The sequence below is a fragment of the Enterobacter sp. HNDS-6 genome (assembly GCF_039850505.1).
Lineage (GTDB): Bacteria > Pseudomonadota > Gammaproteobacteria > Enterobacterales > Enterobacteriaceae > Enterobacter > Enterobacter kobei.
The window spans coordinates 1,234,145-1,252,002 of sequence record NZ_CP156673.1; the positions used below are offsets into that span (position 1 = coordinate 1,234,145).

Annotated in this window: 17 protein-coding genes; 6 read left to right on the forward strand and 11 right to left on the reverse strand. The window is 56.5% G+C overall.

The annotated features are described in order from the left end of the window. Positions 1-28 precede the first annotated feature (28 nt). Complete coding sequence (lysM, locus tag ABFI50_RS05655; RefSeq protein WP_014885249.1) at positions 29-469, forward strand: peptidoglycan-binding protein LysM; 441 nt, start codon at positions 29-31, stop codon at positions 467-469. A gap of 31 nt (positions 470-500) precedes the next feature. Here lysM and ABFI50_RS05660 read toward each other — a convergent pair whose 3' ends face one another. Genes ABFI50_RS05660 through ABFI50_RS05680 form a run of 5 tightly spaced genes read right to left on the reverse strand, consistent with a single transcriptional unit; the run spans position 501 to position 5,162 of the window. Next, positions 501-1,376, reverse strand: a complete 876-nt coding sequence (locus ABFI50_RS05660) for a MurR/RpiR family transcriptional regulator (protein ID WP_088127287.1) — start codon at positions 1,374-1,376, stop codon at positions 501-503. Then, positions 1,373-2,323, reverse strand: coding sequence for an iron-siderophore ABC transporter substrate-binding protein (locus ABFI50_RS05665; RefSeq protein WP_045134850.1), 951 nt, complete (start codon positions 2,321-2,323; stop codon positions 1,373-1,375). The genes ABFI50_RS05660 and ABFI50_RS05665 overlap by 4 nt, the downstream gene beginning before the upstream one ends. Positions 2,324-2,332: 9 nt before the next feature. After that, on the reverse strand, positions 2,333-3,373 hold the full coding sequence (locus ABFI50_RS05670) for an iron ABC transporter permease (protein WP_063614112.1): 1,041 nt from the start codon (positions 3,371-3,373) through the stop codon (positions 2,333-2,335). Beyond that, on the reverse strand, positions 3,370-4,353 hold the full coding sequence (locus ABFI50_RS05675) for an iron ABC transporter permease (protein ID WP_063434078.1): 984 nt from the start codon (positions 4,351-4,353) through the stop codon (positions 3,370-3,372). The genes ABFI50_RS05670 and ABFI50_RS05675 overlap by 4 nt, the downstream gene beginning before the upstream one ends. Continuing rightward, positions 4,350-5,162 carry an ABC transporter ATP-binding protein gene (locus ABFI50_RS05680; RefSeq protein WP_059373182.1) on the reverse strand — a complete coding sequence of 271 codons (813 nt, stop codon included), beginning with the start codon at positions 5,160-5,162 and terminating at the stop codon, positions 4,350-4,352. Before ABFI50_RS05680 ends, ABFI50_RS05675 begins: the two co-directional genes overlap by 4 nt. A gap of 384 nt (positions 5,163-5,546) precedes the next feature. Here ABFI50_RS05680 and ABFI50_RS05685 point away from each other — a divergent pair, with 384 nt between their 5' ends. Then, positions 5,547-7,688, forward strand: coding sequence for a TonB-dependent siderophore receptor (locus tag ABFI50_RS05685; protein WP_014885255.1), 2,142 nt, complete (start codon positions 5,547-5,549; stop codon positions 7,686-7,688). 83 nt (positions 7,689-7,771) lie between these two features. On the opposite strand, the gene parE is transcribed toward ABFI50_RS05685, so the two are convergent. Genes parE through nudF form a run of 5 tightly spaced genes read right to left on the reverse strand, consistent with a single transcriptional unit; the run spans position 7,772 to position 12,180 of the window. Beyond that, positions 7,772-9,664 carry a DNA topoisomerase IV subunit B gene (parE, locus tag ABFI50_RS05690; protein ID WP_014885256.1) on the reverse strand — a complete coding sequence of 631 codons (1,893 nt, stop codon included), beginning with the start codon at positions 9,662-9,664 and terminating at the stop codon, positions 7,772-7,774. Positions 9,665-9,692: 28 nt separating this feature from the next. Continuing rightward, positions 9,693-10,274 carry an esterase YqiA gene (gene yqiA, locus ABFI50_RS05695; protein ID WP_023331317.1) on the reverse strand — a complete coding sequence of 194 codons (582 nt, stop codon included), beginning with the start codon at positions 10,272-10,274 and terminating at the stop codon, positions 9,693-9,695. After that, positions 10,274-11,101 (reverse strand): 3',5'-cyclic-AMP phosphodiesterase, encoded by an 828-nt coding sequence (cpdA, locus tag ABFI50_RS05700; protein ID WP_014885258.1) that lies wholly within the window; start codon positions 11,099-11,101, stop codon positions 10,274-10,276. The genes yqiA and cpdA overlap by 1 nt, the downstream gene beginning before the upstream one ends. Positions 11,102-11,128: 27 nt before the next feature. Then, positions 11,129-11,551, reverse strand: a complete 423-nt coding sequence (locus tag ABFI50_RS05705; protein WP_003862516.1) for a DUF1249 family protein — start codon at positions 11,549-11,551, stop codon at positions 11,129-11,131. Continuing rightward, positions 11,548-12,180, reverse strand: coding sequence for an ADP-ribose diphosphatase (gene nudF / locus ABFI50_RS05710; protein ID WP_008502974.1), 633 nt, complete (start codon positions 12,178-12,180; stop codon positions 11,548-11,550). The genes ABFI50_RS05705 and nudF overlap by 4 nt, the downstream gene beginning before the upstream one ends. A 198-nt stretch (positions 12,181-12,378) precedes the next feature. Here nudF and tolC point away from each other — a divergent pair, with 198 nt between their 5' ends. The 3 genes from tolC (at position 12,379) to ABFI50_RS05725 (ending at position 15,885) form a co-directional block, all read left to right on the forward strand. Next, positions 12,379-13,863 (forward strand): outer membrane channel protein TolC, encoded by a 1,485-nt coding sequence (gene tolC / locus ABFI50_RS05715; RefSeq protein WP_086527700.1) that lies wholly within the window; start codon positions 12,379-12,381, stop codon positions 13,861-13,863. A 193-nt stretch (positions 13,864-14,056) separates the two neighbouring features. After that, a complete protein-coding gene (locus ABFI50_RS05720) occupies positions 14,057-14,722 on the forward strand; it encodes a DUF1190 family protein (protein ID WP_014885260.1) in 666 nt (221 codons plus the stop codon). A gap of 2 nt (positions 14,723-14,724) precedes the next feature. After that, on the forward strand, positions 14,725-15,885 hold the full coding sequence (locus ABFI50_RS05725; protein WP_023337808.1) for a glutathionylspermidine synthase family protein: 1,161 nt from the start codon (positions 14,725-14,727) through the stop codon (positions 15,883-15,885). A gap of 79 nt (positions 15,886-15,964) precedes the next feature. Here ABFI50_RS05725 and ygiD read toward each other — a convergent pair whose 3' ends face one another. After that, positions 15,965-16,753, reverse strand: a complete 789-nt coding sequence (gene ygiD, locus ABFI50_RS05730) for a 4,5-DOPA dioxygenase extradiol (RefSeq protein WP_014885262.1) — start codon at positions 16,751-16,753, stop codon at positions 15,965-15,967. 523 nt (positions 16,754-17,276) lie between these two features. On the opposite strand from ygiD, the gene ABFI50_RS05735 reads away from it, so the two are divergent. Beyond that, positions 17,277-17,837, forward strand: a complete 561-nt coding sequence (locus ABFI50_RS05735; protein WP_014885263.1) for a fimbrial protein — start codon at positions 17,277-17,279, stop codon at positions 17,835-17,837. The last annotated feature ends 21 nt before the right edge of the window (positions 17,838-17,858 follow it).

Here is a 17,858-nt window from a genome sequence, read left to right on the forward strand (position 1 = left end):
CTGACTTCATGATTAACAGGAGGATGGAATGGGTCTTTTTAACTTCGTAAAAGAAGCAGGCGAAAAGCTGTGGGATAACCTGACCGATCATAAAGGCCAGGGCGACAAAATCACCGAGCACCTCAAGAAACTCAACATTCCCGGTTCAGACAAAGTCCAGGTTAACGTTACCGACGGCAAAGCCAGCGTAACGGGCGACGGGCTGACCCAGGAGCAGAAAGAGAAAATCCAGGTCGCCGTCGGGAACATCGCGGGCGTCAGCGAAGTGGAGAACAATATCACCGCGACCGATGCCAAAGATGAAGCCACCTACTACACGGTAAAATCCGGCGATACCCTGAGCGCCATCTCCAAAACCGTGTATGGCGATGCCAACCAGTACAACAAGATTTTCGAGGCCAATCGCCCGATGCTCTCCAGCCCGGATAAAATCTATCCGGGCCAGACGCTGCGTATTCCTAAAGCGTGATCCACGAGTCGGGGGGGACCCCCGACTGTTTTTAACCGCTTTTCTTCCCCGGCTTTAACCCACGATGCATCTCATTGATACGCTTCATCGACTTAATGGTGCGCTGCGGTTCGGTGGAGGCAACGGATAAAACAATCATCTCCAGACACAGCAGCACCGTGCCATGAAGCGGGATTTTACCCTTCTCTCCGCCACGCGGGACGTGGATCACCACGCTGGCCTCTTTACTGAATTGCGAGTCGGTGGCATTGGTCAGCAAAACGGTGGGGATCCCCAGGCGTTTCGCTTCGCGCAGCGTAGTTTGTCCTTCCCGATGCGCAGATTTTTGCGCCATCATGATCAGCACATCGCCGCGCTGGAGCCCAATCAACTGTTCCGCAAGCCCTATCCCGGTACGGTTGAGCGGCATGGCGGGGAGTCCCATCCGGCTGAACAATCTGGCGGTGTATTCGGCCAGAATCCCGGACGCGCCAATACCAAACAGGGCAACCTGCCTCGCCTGAGCCAGCAGTGAGACCGCCTGCGCCATTGCGAGGCGGTTGTGGGGTTCAGACAAGACGTTACAGGTATGCTGGTGCCCCTCCAGCACGAAATCAATGCTCGCATTGACGTCGCTGGTAAGCGTATTCACCGTGGTGGAGATCTTTTCGCTGGAGGTCACCACCGGACCAAACCACTGCTCCAGCGTCTGCTTGAGATCGCGCAATCCACCAAAACCGAGTGCCTGGATGGCGCGGACGACGGTAGCATCCGACGTTTTAAGCAGCGTCGCGATCTCCATCGCCGTCTGTTCCATCACCGCTTCACGATTTTCATTGATATAGCGCGCCACCAGCAGCAGCCGCGGCGTAAGCTGGTGCGCCCGCGAGCGGAGGCGGTCGCCGAAAACATCGACTTTTCGGCTCATCGTGACGCCTCCGGCAAAGGACGTCCGGCAATCTGCGACTGCACCTGCGCGGCCATGAGCCCTAACGAGGCGAACGAGTTCGAGATGGCCTCTTCGCGCGAGATCAGTACGTAGTGGCCGGTTCGGCAGGCATTCAGGAACTGGCACCAGCCGGGCATGACCGCATCCATCGCTGCCAGCTCATCCTGCGGTTTGCCGCCCGTATCCCCGCGCCAGGTAGCGAAAACGAAATCAGCATCCAGCTCCGGCAGCCGTTCAGCACTGACGTCAATCCGCCCGCCCTCCGGGATGGACTCAATCAGCGGCGGGAAGGTAAACCCGGCATCACGCAGGACGCGCCCCAGCGAATGGTAGCTGTGCATGGCGTTGATTTTCCCCTGATTAGCCTGAATCACCGACACGGTGATTTTGCGTGTGTCGATAGTCGCCTTCAGCGCCTTGATTTGTTCCTGATAGCGGCGTTCAAGAACCTTGAGCCGCGCCTGCGTGCCCGTCAGCTGCGCCAGTTTGCGGTAGATCTCCGGCGCGCCGCCGTCGAGATGATCGATACTCACCGTCGGGGCTATCTTTTCCAGCTGCTCCACCGGCGTGTTGCGGGTCGGCTCGGTAATGATCAGGTCCGGTTTTGCCGCGGCGATGGCCTCAATGTCGATATCGGCAGTGCCGATAAATTTGATGTCGGAATTATCGAAGTCGACGCCGGTCAACATGCCGCTGGACCGCAGAAAGTGGCTACCGTCCGGTCGCGTGCGGCCATGGCTCGCCACGGGCGGTACGCCAAGCTCAATCAGTGGAATGGTGATATCCAGATCGTGTAACGAGACGATCCGTTTCGGATGTACCGGTACCACCACTTTCCGGTTCAGATCGTCCGTAAACGTCTGGGTCGGCTCGGCCGCACTCACCGCAAAGCCCACCAGCAACAGCATCGCAAACAGTACGCGCATCATCGTCTCCTAAAATCTGTCCCGACGCTGCCAGAGCAGCAGCAGGAAAAAGGGTCCACCAATCAGTGAAATCACAATGCCCGCAGGCAGCTGCAGCGGGAGGAATGCCAGCCGCCCGACGTTATCCGCCAGCAGCACCAGCAACGCGCCCAGCACCGCGCTTCCCGTCAGGAGCGCGGTTTGCCCGCCGCGCAGCAGCAGGCGCGCCATATGTGGCGCAATGAGCCCGACAAAACCAATACTGCCCACGCAGGAGACGCAGGCCGCCGTCAGCACCACCGGGGCGAGAACGCGCAGCAGCGCCAGTCGGTTCGTGCGCACCCCCAGCCCCGCCGCCGCGTGGTTGCCGAGCAGCGCCACGTCGGCAGCGCGGGCGGTTAATAACAGCAGCGCAAATGCCGGAAGCGACCAGGCCGCCGCAATGCTGACCAGCGTCCAGTTTGCCGCGTGCAGGCTTCCCGCCAGCCATAGCATCGCCGTCTGCACGTCGCGCACGTCCGCCGTGGTCATAAAGACGCCCATTGCCGCGGCGAAGGCCCATGAAACGCCGATGCCGATCAGAATGAATCGTGGACGCGAAATATCACGCGCCAGGGCCACCACCAGCAGCGCAGTGAGTAGGCCTCCGGCTATGCCGACCGGCGGCCGCCATCCCAGTCCCAGCGCCGGAAACTGAAAAATCAGCAGCAGTACCGCCGCGCTACAACCCTCTTTCACGCCGATAAGCCCCGGGTCCGCCAGGCCATTGCGGGTAATGGACTGCATTGCCGCGCCAGCCATGCCGAGCATCGCGCCGCACAGTACCGCCATCAGCAGGCGCGGCAGACGGATATCCATCACGATGTAGTGCGTCTCTGGGGTCAGGCTTTCGGGATAAAACAGCGCCCGCCCAATGGCGGATGCGGGGACGGGAAGCGAGCCGTGCGTCAGGCCAAAAGCGGTTAGCAAGCAGGCCGCCAGCGTCAGGACGGCCAGGCACACCAGCGCTTTTGGACGAACCAGCGCCGAGAAAGCCCCCACGCGTAACGCACGCAATCCAGCCCGGTTCATTTGAACATCCTTGCAGCCATGAAGATAAAGACGGGCGCGCCGACCAGGGCAGTCATGATGCCGGTTGCCAGCTCCCAGGGCGTAAACAGCGTGCGGGCAGCAATGTCCGCCAGCAGCAGAACCAGCGCGCCACACAGGGCAGAGAGCGGCACCATCACGCGCAGATCGACCGACACCACACGGCGAATGAGCTGCGGCACCACAAGGCCGATAAAGCCAATCGGCCCGGCGAGGGAGACCGCCGCCCCGCAGAGCAGCGCGATAGAAAGCAGAGCGAGCAGGCGGGTTTTCAGCAGCGACACGCCCAGCCCCTGCGCCATCCTGTCGCCCATCGCCAGCATATTGAGCGAGGGCGATAACCCGAGCGCCAACACAACCCCCATGGCCGCCACCCACAGGGCAGCGGCGATCGTTTCACCGCTAAGCCCTGCTAAATCTCCCGCCAGCCAGGTCCGCATGGCGAGCAGCGTCTGTTCATCCAGTATGAGCACCGTGGCGGTAATCGACGCGGCAAACGCCGACATCGCCACGCCGCACAGGGTCACCTTCATCGGCGTGAGTCCGGCGCGGCCGGACGAGGAGAACATCAGCACCAGCAGAAACAGCGCAGCGGCGCCAGCGGCGGCAATCAGTGGGCGTCCAAACGGCAGCGTGAGCCCAAGCGCGCTCGTCAGTACCACCGCCAGTGCCGCCCCGGCATTGAGCCCCAGAATATGCGGTTCGCCGAGCGGGTTGCGGATCACGGATTGCAGCAGCACGCCCGCGACGCCGAGGGCAGCACCTGTCACCATCGCGCCGCAGAGACGCAGCAGCCGCAGTTTGATAATGATGTTATGGTCGAAATTGCGCGGGTCGAAATGGAAGAAGGCCTCCACCACCGTCTTCGGGGCGATAAAACGCGCACCGATACCCAGATGCGCAATCGCGCCCATCGCCAGCAGCAAGGTGAAAAGCAGGAAAGCCAGAGAGGTGCGCATCATGGCTGTTCCGTGACCTGGCGGAACGGCATAAAGAACGGTTTGCCGGTCAGCGGATTGATGGACATATGCACGTCGACATCAAATACCGCTTTAATCAACGCCGGCGTGCAGACGTCGCCCTCATGTAACACGCCCTCCACTTTTCCCTGGCGTAAAAAGACCAGTGAATCACCATAGTTCACGGCGAAGTTAAGGTCGTGCAGCACCACTATCACGGTACGTCCATGCGCGCGGGTCAGCGTATGCAGCAGTTCGAGGATTTCCACCTGATAGCGGAGATCGAGGAAGGTTGTCGGTTCATCCAGCAGGATATACGGCGTTTGCTGTGCCAGCGCCATGGCGATCCAGCAGCGCTGGCGCTGGCCGCCGGACAGGCTCTCGACAGGCCTATGGGCAAACTCCGCCGTGCCGGTCAGGCGCAGCGCCTCTTCCACCGCCCGCTCGTCTTCGTCGCTCCACTGGCGCATAAAATTCTGCCACGGAAAACGCCCGCGCGAGACCAGCTCGAAAACGGTTAACCCTTCCGGCAGCAGCGGCGACTGCGGCAGGATGCCAAGCTGGCGGGCGACCGCTTTCGTCGGCTGCGCGTGGATTGCCTTGCCGTCGAGAACGGCCGCGCCGCCCAGCGGCTGGAGTAAGCGCGCAATCGTACTCAGCAGCGTCGATTTTCCGCAGCCGTTCGCGCCCACCAGAACGGTTATTTTCTGCTGCGGGATCGCAAGGGAGATATCATCAACGATGATTTTTTTCTGGTAACCGGCAGAAAGATTCTCCAGAACCAGTCCCGGTTTTTGGGTGTTGTGAGCCACGTGAATGCCAACGTAATGAAAAACAGCAATAAATATAAATAAAAATCATTCTCTTTTGAGAGTTTGCCGCCGCGTCATGTAGTAGTCAAGTGAAGAAATACCCTTGAAAAACCAGGGGTAACGGGGCATTTACACGCGACACAAAACACAAATAAGTATCTATTTTTCAATCAATTAAATGGTTAATCTTTTGTATTTCCGTCACGTTTCGCCTGTGTAGCCAATTTTTACCTTTTTTCATTTACTACTACATTTCTGCATGGTTGAATGATTCTCAATTACATGTTCGATGCCGGTTCTGGCTAACGAGCAGACCATTAAGGGCAATGACTCACACATTCTTCCGTGAAGGTGATTCACGGATATTTCGGGATAACAGATGTAATGGCTACGTTCACACCTTCACTCTCTGGGGTAAAAGGGCGCGCGCTCTTTTCTCTGCTGTTTATCGCACCGCTGGTACAGGCCGCAGACGCTAATACGGCTAAAGACGGCGAAACACTTACCGTTATCGCCGATCCCACTGCCGTGGCGGAGGCCACCAACGGCTACCAGCCGCTGAACACCTCCACCGCGACGCTGACCACCATGCCCATGCTGGATATCCCGCAGGTGGTGAATACCGTCAGCGATAAAGTGCTTGCGGATCAGCACGCTACCACGCTCGATGAAGCGCTGTATAACGTCAGCAACGTGGTTCAGACCAACACCCTGGGCGGTACGCAGGATGCCTTTGTGCGCCGTGGATTTGGCGCGAACCGCGACGGCTCGATCATGACCAACGGTCTGCGTACCGTCCTGCCGCGTAGCTTCAACGCCGCTACCGAACGCGTGGAGGTGCTGAAAGGCCCGGCCTCAACGCTTTATGGCATTCTCGATCCGGGCGGCCTGATTAATGTCGTCACTAAACGCCCGGAGAAGACCTTCGGCGGCGCAATTTCTGCCACCTCCTCCAGCTTTGGCGGCGGCACCGGACAGGTTGACGTGACCGGCCCGATTGACGGGACCCGTCTGGCGTACCGCCTGACGGGGGAGTACCAGGACGAGGACTACTGGCGCAATTTCGGTAACGAACGCAGCACCTTTATCGCCCCCTCCCTGACCTGGTTTGGCGATGATGCCACGGTGACCGTGCTCTATTCCCACCGCGACTATAAAACGCCGTTCGATCGCGGCACGATCTTCGACCTCAACACCAAACAGCCGGTGAACGTCGATCGCAATACCCGTTTTGACGAGCCGTTTAACATCACTGACGGGCAGTCCGATCTCGCTCAGCTTAACGCGGAATACCGCCTTAATAGCCAGTGGACCGCGAAGTTCGACTACAGCTACAGCCAGGATAAATACAGCGATAATCAGGCCCGCGTAATGGCCTACGATGCCAAAACCGGTAACCTCACCCGTCGCGTGGATGCGACCCAGGGCTCAACCCAGCGCATGCACAGCACCCGCGCGGATTTGCAGGGCAACGTGGATATCGCGGGCTTTTACAATGAGATCCTGACCGGCGTGTCGTATGAAAATTACGATCTGCTGCGTACGGACATGATGCGCTGTAAGAACGTCAAAGGTTTCAATATTTACCATCCGGTTTACGGCAAACTCGACAAGTGTACAACCGTCTCCGCCGCTGACAGCGACCAGACGCTGAAGCAGGAGAGTTACTCTGCCTACGCGCAGGATGCCCTGTACCTGACCGATAAATGGATCGCCGTCGCCGGGATGCGCTATCAGTATTACACCCAGTACGCCGGTAAAGGCCGTCCTTTCAACGTTAACACCGACAGTCGCGACGAACAGTGGACGCCAAAGCTGGGGCTGGTTTACAAACTCACGCCGTCCGTTTCGCTGTTTGCTAACTACTCCCAGACGTTTATGCCGCAGTCGTCCATTGCGAGCTATATTGGCGACCTGCCGCCGGAAACGTCGAATGCCTACGAAGTGGGCGCAAAGTTCGACCTGTTCGACGGGGTTACTGCCAACATCGCGCTGTTTGATATTCACAAACGCAACGTGCTGTATACCGAAAGCATCGGGGGCGAAACCATCGCCAAAACCGCGGGCCGCGTGCGTTCTCAGGGCGTAGAGGTGGATCTCGCCGGGTCGCTGACGGAGAACACCAACATTATCGCCAGCTACGGCTATACCGACGCGAAAGTGCTGGAAGACCCGGACTATGCGGGTAAACCGCTGCCAAACGTACCACGCCATACCGGTTCCCTGTTCCTGACCTACGATATTCATAATGCGTTTGCCGGGAATACGCTGACCCTCGGCGGCGGCGGACATGGCGTGAGCCGTCGCTCAGCGACCAACGGTGCGGATTATTATCTGCCGGGCTATTTCGTGGCGGATGCGTTTGCGGCGTACAAGATGAAGCTGCAGTATCCGGTGACGCTGCAGGTCAACGTGAAGAACCTGTTTGATAAGACCTACTACACGTCATCTATCGCGACCAATAATCTGGGCAACCAAATCGGCGATCCGCGTGAAGTGCAGTTTACGGTGAAGATGGAGTTTTGATGTAAAAAAGCCCGGTGGCGCTCACGCTTACCGGGCCTACGATCCATTCCCTCTCCCTGTGGGAGAGGGTTAGGGTGAGGGCATCAGGCCTCAATATCCGCCATATCACCCTTCTCCTGCAGCCAGTTACGTCGGTCTTCCGAACGTTTCTTGGCAAGGAGCATATCCATCATGGCATTCGTTTGCTGTTCGTCTTCGTCGCTGATGGTCAGCTGCACCAGACGGCGCGTATTCGGATCCAGCGTCGTTTCACGCAGCTGCATCGGGTTCATCTCACCCAGCCCTTTAAAGCGCTGGACGTTAGGCTTGCCCTTCTTACGCTTCAGCTGTTCCAGCACGCCCGCCTTCTCTTCTTCCGTCAGTGCGTAATAAACCTCTTTGCCGAGGTCGATACGGTACAGCGGCGGCAGCGCGACGTGGACGTGACCGTTTTTCACCAGCGTGCGGAAGTGCTTCACGAAAAGCGCGCACAGCAGCGTGGCAATGTGCAGACCATCGGAGTCCGCATCCGCGAGGATACAGATCTTGCCGTAACGCAGCTGGCTCAGATCGTCGCTGTCAGGATCGATACCGATCGCTACGGAAATATCATGCACTTCCTGCGAAGCCAGCACTTCATCTGAAGAGACTTCCCAGGTGTTCAGGATCTTACCCTTAAGCGGCATGATCGCCTGATATTCACGATCGCGCGCCTGCTTGGCCGACCCGCCCGCCGAGTCCCCTTCCACGAGGAACAGCTCGGTACGGTTGAGGTCCTGTGCGGTACAGTCCGCCAGCTTGCCCGGCAGCGCAGGGCCGCTGGTCAGCTTTTTACGTACCACTTTCTTCGCCGCACGCAGACGGCGCTGGGCGCTGGAAATCGCCATTTCAGCCAGCATCTCTGCCGCCTGAACGTTCTGGTTCAGCCACAGGGTAAAAGCATCTTTCACCACGCCGGAGACGAACGCCGCACACTGACGTGACGACAGACGCTCTTTGGTCTGGCCGGCAAACTGCGGATCCTGCATCTTCACGGAGAGCACGTAGGCGCAGCGATCCCAGATATCTTCCGCCGACAGCTTCACGCCGCGCGGCAGAATGTTGCGGTATTCGCAGAACTCGCGCATCGCATCCAGCAGGCCCTGACGCAGGCCGTTGACGTGCGTACCGCCGAGCATGGTTGGAATCAGATTGACGTAGCTTTCCGTCAGCAGCTCGCCGCCTTCCGGCAGCCACAGCAGCGCCCAGTCCACCGCTTCAGTGTCACCGCTAAAGTTACCGACGAACGGTTTTTCCGGCAGCGTCGGCAGGCCGTTTACCGCTTCGCACAGATAGTCATTAAGACCATCGGCGTAGCACCAGGTCTGCTCGGTGTTGTTGACGTGATCGGTAAAGGTGATTTCTACGCCCGGACACAGCACCGCTTTCGCTTTCAGCAGGTGCGTCAGGCGAGAAACGGAAAAACGCGGGCTGTCGAAGAAGCTTTCGTCTGGCCAGAAGTGGACGCTGGTACCGGTGTTGCGTTTGCCGCACGTGCCGACAACCTGCAAATCCTGCACCTTTTCGCCGTTTTCAAACGCGATGTTATAGACCTGACCGTCGCGACGGACGTTCACTTCCACCCGTTTGGACAGGGCGTTAACCACGGAGATCCCCACGCCGTGCAAACCGCCGGAGAACTGGTAGTTTTTGTTGGAGAACTTACCGCCCGCGTGCAGACGACACAGGATCAGCTCAACGGCAGGCACGCCCTCTTCCGGGTGGATGTCCACCGGCATGCCGCGCCCGTCGTCGATAACTTCCAGCGACTGATCGGCATGCAGGATGACGTCAACGCGTTTGGCATGGCCCGCCAGCGCTTCGTCCACACTGTTATCAATAACTTCCTGGCCCAGGTGGTTTGGGCGCGTTGTATCGGTGTACATCCCCGGGCGGCGGCGAACCGGCTCAAGCCCGGTGAGGACCTCAATGGCATCAGCGTTATAGGTTTGCGTCATGATTTAAACTAGCAATTCGCATTGATTGTCAGTGGCTGTGCAGTCCAAGAAAATCGACAATCTGGGTGAAATGATTCTCAAAGCCCGTGAAAGCATGGTTTCCGCCTTCTTCTATAGTCTGGCGGCAGGATGCGTAATACGCCACTGCCTGGCGGTAATCCAGCACTTCATCACCCGTCTGTTGCAGCAGCCAGATGAGATCCGGCGCTTCAAGCGGGTCGACCTGCATAACTTTGAGATCGTAAATATGGCGTGACTCTAGCACATATTGCTGCCCGGTGTAGGGGTTCTCGTTTTCACCAAGAAAGTCCCTCAGCAGCTCAAATGGCCGTACCGCCGGATTCACCACAACGGCCGGCAGCATAAAGCATTGCGAGAGCCAGGTGGCGTAGTACCCGCCCAGCGATGAGCCGACCACACCAAACGATTCACCGCCGTGTTCAAGCACGATGGATTCGAGCATTTCCGCCGCCTCCGCCGGATAAGGCGGCAGCTGCGGGATAATCATCTCAACATGGGGGTGATGCTCGCTCAGCCACTGGCGAAACTGTGTCGCTTTTGCGGAGCGCGGCGAGCTGTTGAATCCGTGCAGATAAAGGAGCGTAGACATCAATAGCCTTCTGAAGCGGTATCTGGTCGGAATTGTGCGCCTGCCAGACGGCAGACTTCCGTGGTCAGCGTGCCGTCGGCATGCAGTTCCAGCCAGCGCCAGCCTGGCGCGATAGTATCCAGCGTAAAGTTGGCACAGTGCGGTTTAAACTGCACGCAGGTCGACGGCGTCGCCAGCATGCGGCGCCCGTTCCAGTCGAGATCCTGTTCCTGATGAATGTGTCCGCACAGCAGATGTTTCACGCGGGGGAACTTCGTCAGCACGCGATCCAGCGCGGCGGAGTTACGCAGGCTGTGTTGATCGAGCCAGCTGCAGCCCGCCGGGAGCGGATGATGATGCAGCAACAGCAGGGTATGACGTTCAGGTTCGGCAGCCAGTTTGGTCTCCAGCCAGTCGAGTTGAAACTCGCTTAACTCACCGTGCGGGACGCCAAATACCTGGCTGTCCAGCAGCAGGATCTGCCACTTTTCACCCGCAAAAACACACTTCGCCGGAGAAATCCCCGCGTCCTGGAGCGAGCTGTACATCGCGGGCTGGAAATCGTGGTTTCCCGGCAGCCAGACGCAAGGCACGCTAAAGCTCGCGATGCCTTCAGCAAAATGCTGGTAGGCCGCGGAGGATTGGTCCTGCGCCAGATCGCCTGTTGCAACTATCAGATCGCAGTCGCGATGTTCAGCGTGAATGGCGCTAAGTACTGCCTGATAGCTCTCCCAGGTATTCACCCCGAGCAGCGTCTCATGCTTTTCGGCAAAAAGGTGGGTATCGGTGATTTGTAATATCCTGACTGGCGCCCCACCAGCAACAGTCAGGTTCAACAGGCTTTCCAAATGGTGTCCTTAGGTAGGTTTATGACGCTAACAAACCGGAATCGCCATTGCTCCATGTGCTAAACAATATCTTAGCCAGTCGGCTAAAAACTGGTTAATTTGATGCTTTTCGTCGCGTTGATGCAACTTTTTATTCGGGTAATCATACCGCGCCTTGAAGCGAAAGATCTGCTGACTCGAACACACTTCAGCGACCATCGCATCATGATAGAGGCGCACCGTCATTGACGGCAGGCTCCAGTAGCTAATGCTGGGCGCCGTTTGTTCAATTTCGACCAGCGTAGTGTAGCGCGTTGATTCTGTTATCGTTAACCGATACTGCGCATTGCTCACCTGATAGCTTACCGTTTCGCCGGGTGCGTCATTTCTCGGCAGCAGGCGGCGCAATTGTGCGAAATTGGTTTCGCACAGGCGCATCATTTCTGGGAAGTCAGGTGTATAGCGCTTCATTTTTTCCACTCGTTTCGTAATGTCTGATAATGCAGTTGCAGCCATTGCAGGGCAATGACAGACGCTGCGTTGTCGATTTTCCCCTCTTCTACCCACTGATAAGCCTGTTCCCGGCTCACCACATGAACCCGAATATCTTCGTTTTCATCAGCCAGACCGTGGATCCCTTCCGCCGTCGTGGCGTCCACTTCGCCCACCATGATGGACAAGCGCTCGCTGGTGCCCCCCGGGCTCGCCAGATAACTCAACACCGGTTTTGTACGACCAACCACCAGCCCGGCCTCTTCCAGCGCCTCGCGGCGGGCGACGTCTTCAACCGTCTCGCCCTCTTCGATCATCCCGGCCACCATCTCCAGCAGCCACGGGCTCTCACTGACGTCATACGCGGCGATGCGGATCTGCTCCACCAGCACAACTTCATCACGCACTGGGTCAAAGGGTAGCAAGACAGCCGCATGCCCGCGCTCAAAAATTTCGCGTCTGATTTCGCCGCTCATTTCACCGTTAAACAGGCGATGCCTGAAACGGTAAAGATCCATTGAAAAAAAACCGCTATAAAGCGTTTCTCGTGCAATAATTTCTACATCGTTTTTGGCGAATGTCACGGGCAACTTTTCTGGTTTTTGCATGAGTCGAGTCCTGGTAGCAATGGTGATGAAATTGTGAATTTCAAGGCTGTTTGGCTGCCGTTTGTAAGGCTATATGGTAGATTGGTGCAAATTACCGCCAGATGGCACGTAACGCCAACCTTTTGGTGTGGATGATTCTGTTAGAATCGGCAATTATTTTTTAATTAGATCAGCGCTAATACTGCTTCACAACAAGGAATGCAAATGAAGAAATTGCTCCCCATCCTTATCGGCCTGAGCCTGACGGGCTTCAGTGCAATGAGCCAGGCGGAAAACCTGTTACAGGTCTACCAGCAGGCACGTCTGGGCAACCCTGATTTACGTAAATCAGCGGCCGATCGTGATGCTGCGTTTGAAAAGATTAACGAAGCGCGTAGCCCACTGCTGCCACAGTTAGGTTTAGGTGCAGATTATACCTACAGCAACGGTTTCCGCGACGCTAACGGCGTTAACTCCAATGCTACCAGCGCCTCACTGCAATTAACACAGACGCTGTTTGATATGTCCAAATGGCGTGCCCTGACCCTGCAGGAAAAGAGCGCGGGTATTCAGGACGTCACCTATCAGACCGATCAGCAGACGCTGATCCTGAACACGGCCACCGCGTATTTCAACGTGCTGAGCGCCATCGACGCACTCTCCTACACTGAAGCGCAGAAACAGGCGATTTACCGTCAGTTGGATCAAACCACCCAGCGCTTCAACGTGGGTCTGGTGGCGATCACCGACGTACAAAACGCCCGTTCACAGTACGACACCGTGCTGGCTAACGAAGTGACCGCGCGTAATAACCTCGACAACGCGCTGGAAGCGCTGCGTCAGGTCACCGGCAACTACTATCCTGAGCTGGCCTCTCTGAACGTGGACAGCTTTAAGACGGATAAACCGCAGGCGGTTAACGCGCTGCTGAAAGAGGCGGAAAACCGCAACCTGAGCTTGCTGCAGGCGCGTCTGAGCCAGGATCTGGCCCGCGAGCAAATTCGTCAGGCGCAGGACGGTCACCTGCCAACCCTGAGCCTGAGCGCTTCTACCGGCGTCTCTGATACCAGCTACAGCGGCTCTAAAACCAATACGTCACAGTATGACGACAGCAATATGGGCCAGAACAAAGTGGGCCTGAGCTTCTCCCTGCCGCTGTACCAGGGTGGTCAGGTTAACTCGCAGGTGAAACAGGCGCAGTACAACTTTGTTGGCGCGAGCGAGCAGCTGGAAAGCGCGCACCGCAACGTGGTGCAGACCGTTCGCTCTTCCTTCAACAACGTGAACGCCTCTATCAGCAGCATCAACGCCTATAAACAGGCCGTGGTGTCTGCACAGAGCTCCCTGGATGCGATGGAAGCCGGTTACTCCGTGGGTACACGTACGATTGTTGACGTGCTCGACGCGACCACCACGTTGTACAACGCGAAACAGCAGCTCTCCAGCGCACGTTACCAGTACCTGATTAACCAGCTGAACATCAAACAGGCTCTGGGTACGCTGAACGAGCAGGATCTGCAGATGCTGAACAGCACGTTGGGCAAACCGGTTTCAACGTCGCCAGAAAGCGTCGCGCCTGAGAACCCGGATCAGGTTGCCGCCGTTGATAACTTCAACGCTAACGGTAGCACCCCTGCGGCACAGCCAGCCGCCGCGCGTAGCACGGCCCCCGCAAGCAGCGGTTCTAACCCGTTCCGTCATTAAGCATTGCCCGATGGCGCTTCGCTTATCGGGCCTACTTAATCGTAGGCCGGGTAAGCGAAGCGCCACCCGGCGCAAAATCCCCCCGAACGTAAGCCAACGTAAAGATCCCCCTGATTCCGCCCCTCTTCGCTTCATTTTCAACCACTCATCCTCTATCCTGAGCGTTATTACCACTGGGTCCTGGAAGACAAATATGAAACGGACAAAAACGATTAATCACGCGTCGTTCCGCAAAAGCTGGAATGCGCGCCACCTCACTCCCGTTGCGCTGGCGGTTACGGCTGTCTTTATGCTGGCAGGCTGTGAGAAAAACGACGAAACGGTTTCGCTGTATCAAAACGCAGATGACTGTTCCGCTGCAACCGGTCAGGCCGCAGAATGTAAGACGGCGTACACCAACGCGCTGAAAGAAGCGGAACGCACTGCGCCGAAGTATGCCTCACGTGAAGACTGTGTGGCGGAGTTTGGTGAAGGCCAGTGCCAGCAGACGCCAGCTCAGGCAGGTATGGCGCCGGAAAATCAGGCGCAGGCGCAGTCCAGCGGCAGCTTCTGGATGCCATTAATGGCAGGTTACATGATGGGCCGCCTGATGGGTGGCGGCGCGGGTTACCAGCAGCAGCCGCTGTTTAGCTCGAAAAACCCGGCCAGCCCGGCCTATGGTCAATATACCGATGCCAGCGGCAAAGGCTACGGCGCAGCAACCCCGGGCCGTACCGTGACCGTTCCGAAAACCGCAATGGCGCCGAAACCTGCGACCACCAACACCATCACTCGCGGTGGGTTTGGTGAGTCTGTGGCGAAACAGACCAGCATGCAGCGCAGTGCGTCAGGCACCTCTAGTCGCTCAATGGGCGGCTGATCATGGAACGAGTCAGTATTACCGAGCGCCCGGACTGGCGCGAAAAAGCGACCGAGTACGGGTTTAACTTCCACACCATGTACGGGGAACCGTACTGGTGTGAAGATGCTTACTACAAGCTCACGCTCGCTCAGGTGGAAAAGCTTGAAGACGTGACCGCAGAACTGCACCAGATGTGCCTGAAAGTGGTGGAGAAAGTCATCGACAGCGACGAGCTGATGACCAAATTCCGCATTCCAAAGCACACCTGGAGCTTTGTTCGTCAGTCATGGAAAACAAATCAGCCTTCGCTCTACTCTCGCCTCGATCTGGCATGGGACGGCGTGGGCGAGCCTAAGCTTCTGGAAAACAACGCGGATACGCCAACCTCTCTGTACGAGGCGGCATTCTTCCAGTGGATTTGGCTGGAAGATCAGATGAACGCCGGAAACCTGCCGGCAGGCAGCGACCAGTTCAACAGCCTGCAGGAGAAGCTTATCGCGCGTTTCGCCGAGCTGCGCGAACAGTTTGGCTTCAACCTGCTGCACCTCGCCTGCTGCCGCGACACGGAAGAAGACCGTGGAACGGTGCAGTATCTGCAGGACTGTGCCGCCGAAGCCGACGTGGCGACTGAATTCCTTTATATCGAAGATATCGGTTTGGGAGAAAAAGGTCAGTTTACGGATATGCAGGATCAGGTGATCAGCAACCTCTTCAAGCTCTATCCGTGGGAATACATGCTGCGCGAAATGTTCTCCACCAAGCTGGAAGATGCGGGCGTGCGCTGGCTGGAGCCGGCATGGAAAAGCATTATCTCTAACAAAGCTCTGCTGCCGATGCTGTGGGAAATGTTCCCGAACCACCCAAACCTGCTGCCAGCGTATTTTGCAGAAGATGATTTCCCGCCGATGGAGAAATACGTCGTTAAGCCGATTTTCTCCCGCGAAGGCGCGAACGTGTCGATTATCGAAAACGGCAAAACGGTGGAAGCGGTTGAAGGACCGTACGGCGAAGAAGGGATGATCGTCCAGGCATTCTATCAACTGCCGAAGTTTGGCGACAGCTATACGCTGATTGGCAGCTGGCTGATTAACGACCAGCCCGCCGGGATTGGCATTCGCGAAGATCGCGCGCTTATCACGCAGGATCTGTCACGGTTCTATCCGCATATTTTTGTAGAGTAAGATCTGCCGGGTGGCGGCTTCGCCTGACCCGGCCTACGGTTTTGTAGGCCCGGTAAGCGTAGCGCCACCGGGCATGTTTTCACCCTACCTGCACCGACAGCATACTCAAACTACCCATCTCAATACCATCGACCGGGAGTGTCACCGGCTCCTGACCATCCCACGCGCCAAGAACGTACAGCAGCGGCAGGAAGTGTTCCGGCGTCGGGTTAGAGAGCGAACCGCCTTCGTGATCCAGATAGTTCACTAACGGGTGTTCTTCACCCGGTCCCTGCCAGGTCAGATTGGCTTTCACGTAATCGTTGAAAGCAGTAGCCCACGGGTACGGCGTATTTTCACCGTGCCAGCGTGCCGTGCGCAGGTTATGCACCACGTTGCCGCTCGCCACCAGCATGATGCCTTCGTCACGCAGCGTCGCCAGCTTACGCCCCATTTCCAGATGCCAGGCTGCCGGTTTGGTGCTGTCGATGCTGAGCTGCACCATCGGGATATCCGCATCAGGATACATTTTAATCAGCACGCCCCACGAGCCGTGGTCAAAGCCCCAGGCCTCTTTATCCAGCGCTACAGGAACAGGTGCCAGCAGTTCGACCAGACGCTCTGCCAGTGCAGGCGAGCCCGGTGCCGGATAGTGCGTGTCATAAAGGGCCTGCGGGAAGCCGCCAAAATCATGTATGGTTTTTGGCGTTTCCATGGCAGTCACGCCCGTACCCCGGGTGAACCAGTGTGCAGATACCACCACAATCGCTTTCGGCCGCGGCAACGTCTCCCCCAGCTGACGCCAGGCGCGGGTATAGACGTTGTCTTCGAGAACATTCATTGGGCTTCCGTGGCCTATAAACAGGGCGGGCATACGGGAAGAAGTCATGATGATATCCTTACGGAAGGTGTTAATTTAATGGTGCTACATTACGCGCAATCTGGCGCAGATGAACGCAGATAAGCATGAAGATCATCATCAGGAAATTTGAACATCCGGAACAACATAAGAAAAAATGAATGTCAGTAATGAGATTGAACCTGATTCAGCGCCAGGCAGCAGGCATCGGCGGTGGCAAACATACTAAAAATTAATAAATTCAATGAAAAAATAGTACTCACTGATAGTCTCTTTTTTTTACACGTATTTTTACATTTATTTATTTCCTGAAAGTCAACTTTTAAATAAGACATTATTATCGCTAATATGACCATTGTTTCACGCGACTGAAAAATCCATTTTTCGCTGTTAATCCGATACTAAAGATCACTTCAGATTATATTTTAATGTTGACTACATTTATTTTTAAGAGCAATTAATCGCACTCACTCTTTTTTCACAGGTATAATCTCATGGTAATTTTCTGAAAATTAATATTCAGAGTATGAATTCATTGGAAAAGGATATTTTCATGCATGCAGGTAAAAAAGCACTGTTAGCCGTTGCGATGGCGACAATTGTCTCTGGTTCAGCATTTGCCGCCGATCAGGGCTCCGGGAAAATTAAATTTAAAGGCGTTGTTATTGACGCGCCTTGCAGCATTGCACCAGACAGCGTTGATAAAGAGGTGGATCTCGGTGAAGTGACCACCGCCGTCATCAATGCAAACAAGAAGTCCACCCCCGTTGCGGTAGATATTAACCTGCAGAACTGCGTTCTGTCAGATCCCGACGATGAGACGGCGACGCCAATAACCAAAGTGGAAGTGACGTTCAGCAGCACCGCCACCTACGCATCAGATACCAGCCTTCTGAGCAACACCTATGCAAGCGGTGCTGAAAACGTCGGTGTCCGTCTGCTGGACAACGACGAAGCAAACATCACCCTTGGCTCGGCAAAAACGGTGGATCTGCTGCCTAATTCAGACACCCAGACGCTGCACTTTAAAGCGCGCATGGAAGTGCCGACAGGTACCACTGCCACCGCGGGCCAGGTTGAAGCTAACGCCAACTATGTGCTGATGTATAAATAACGATTAAACATGATCCGTTAT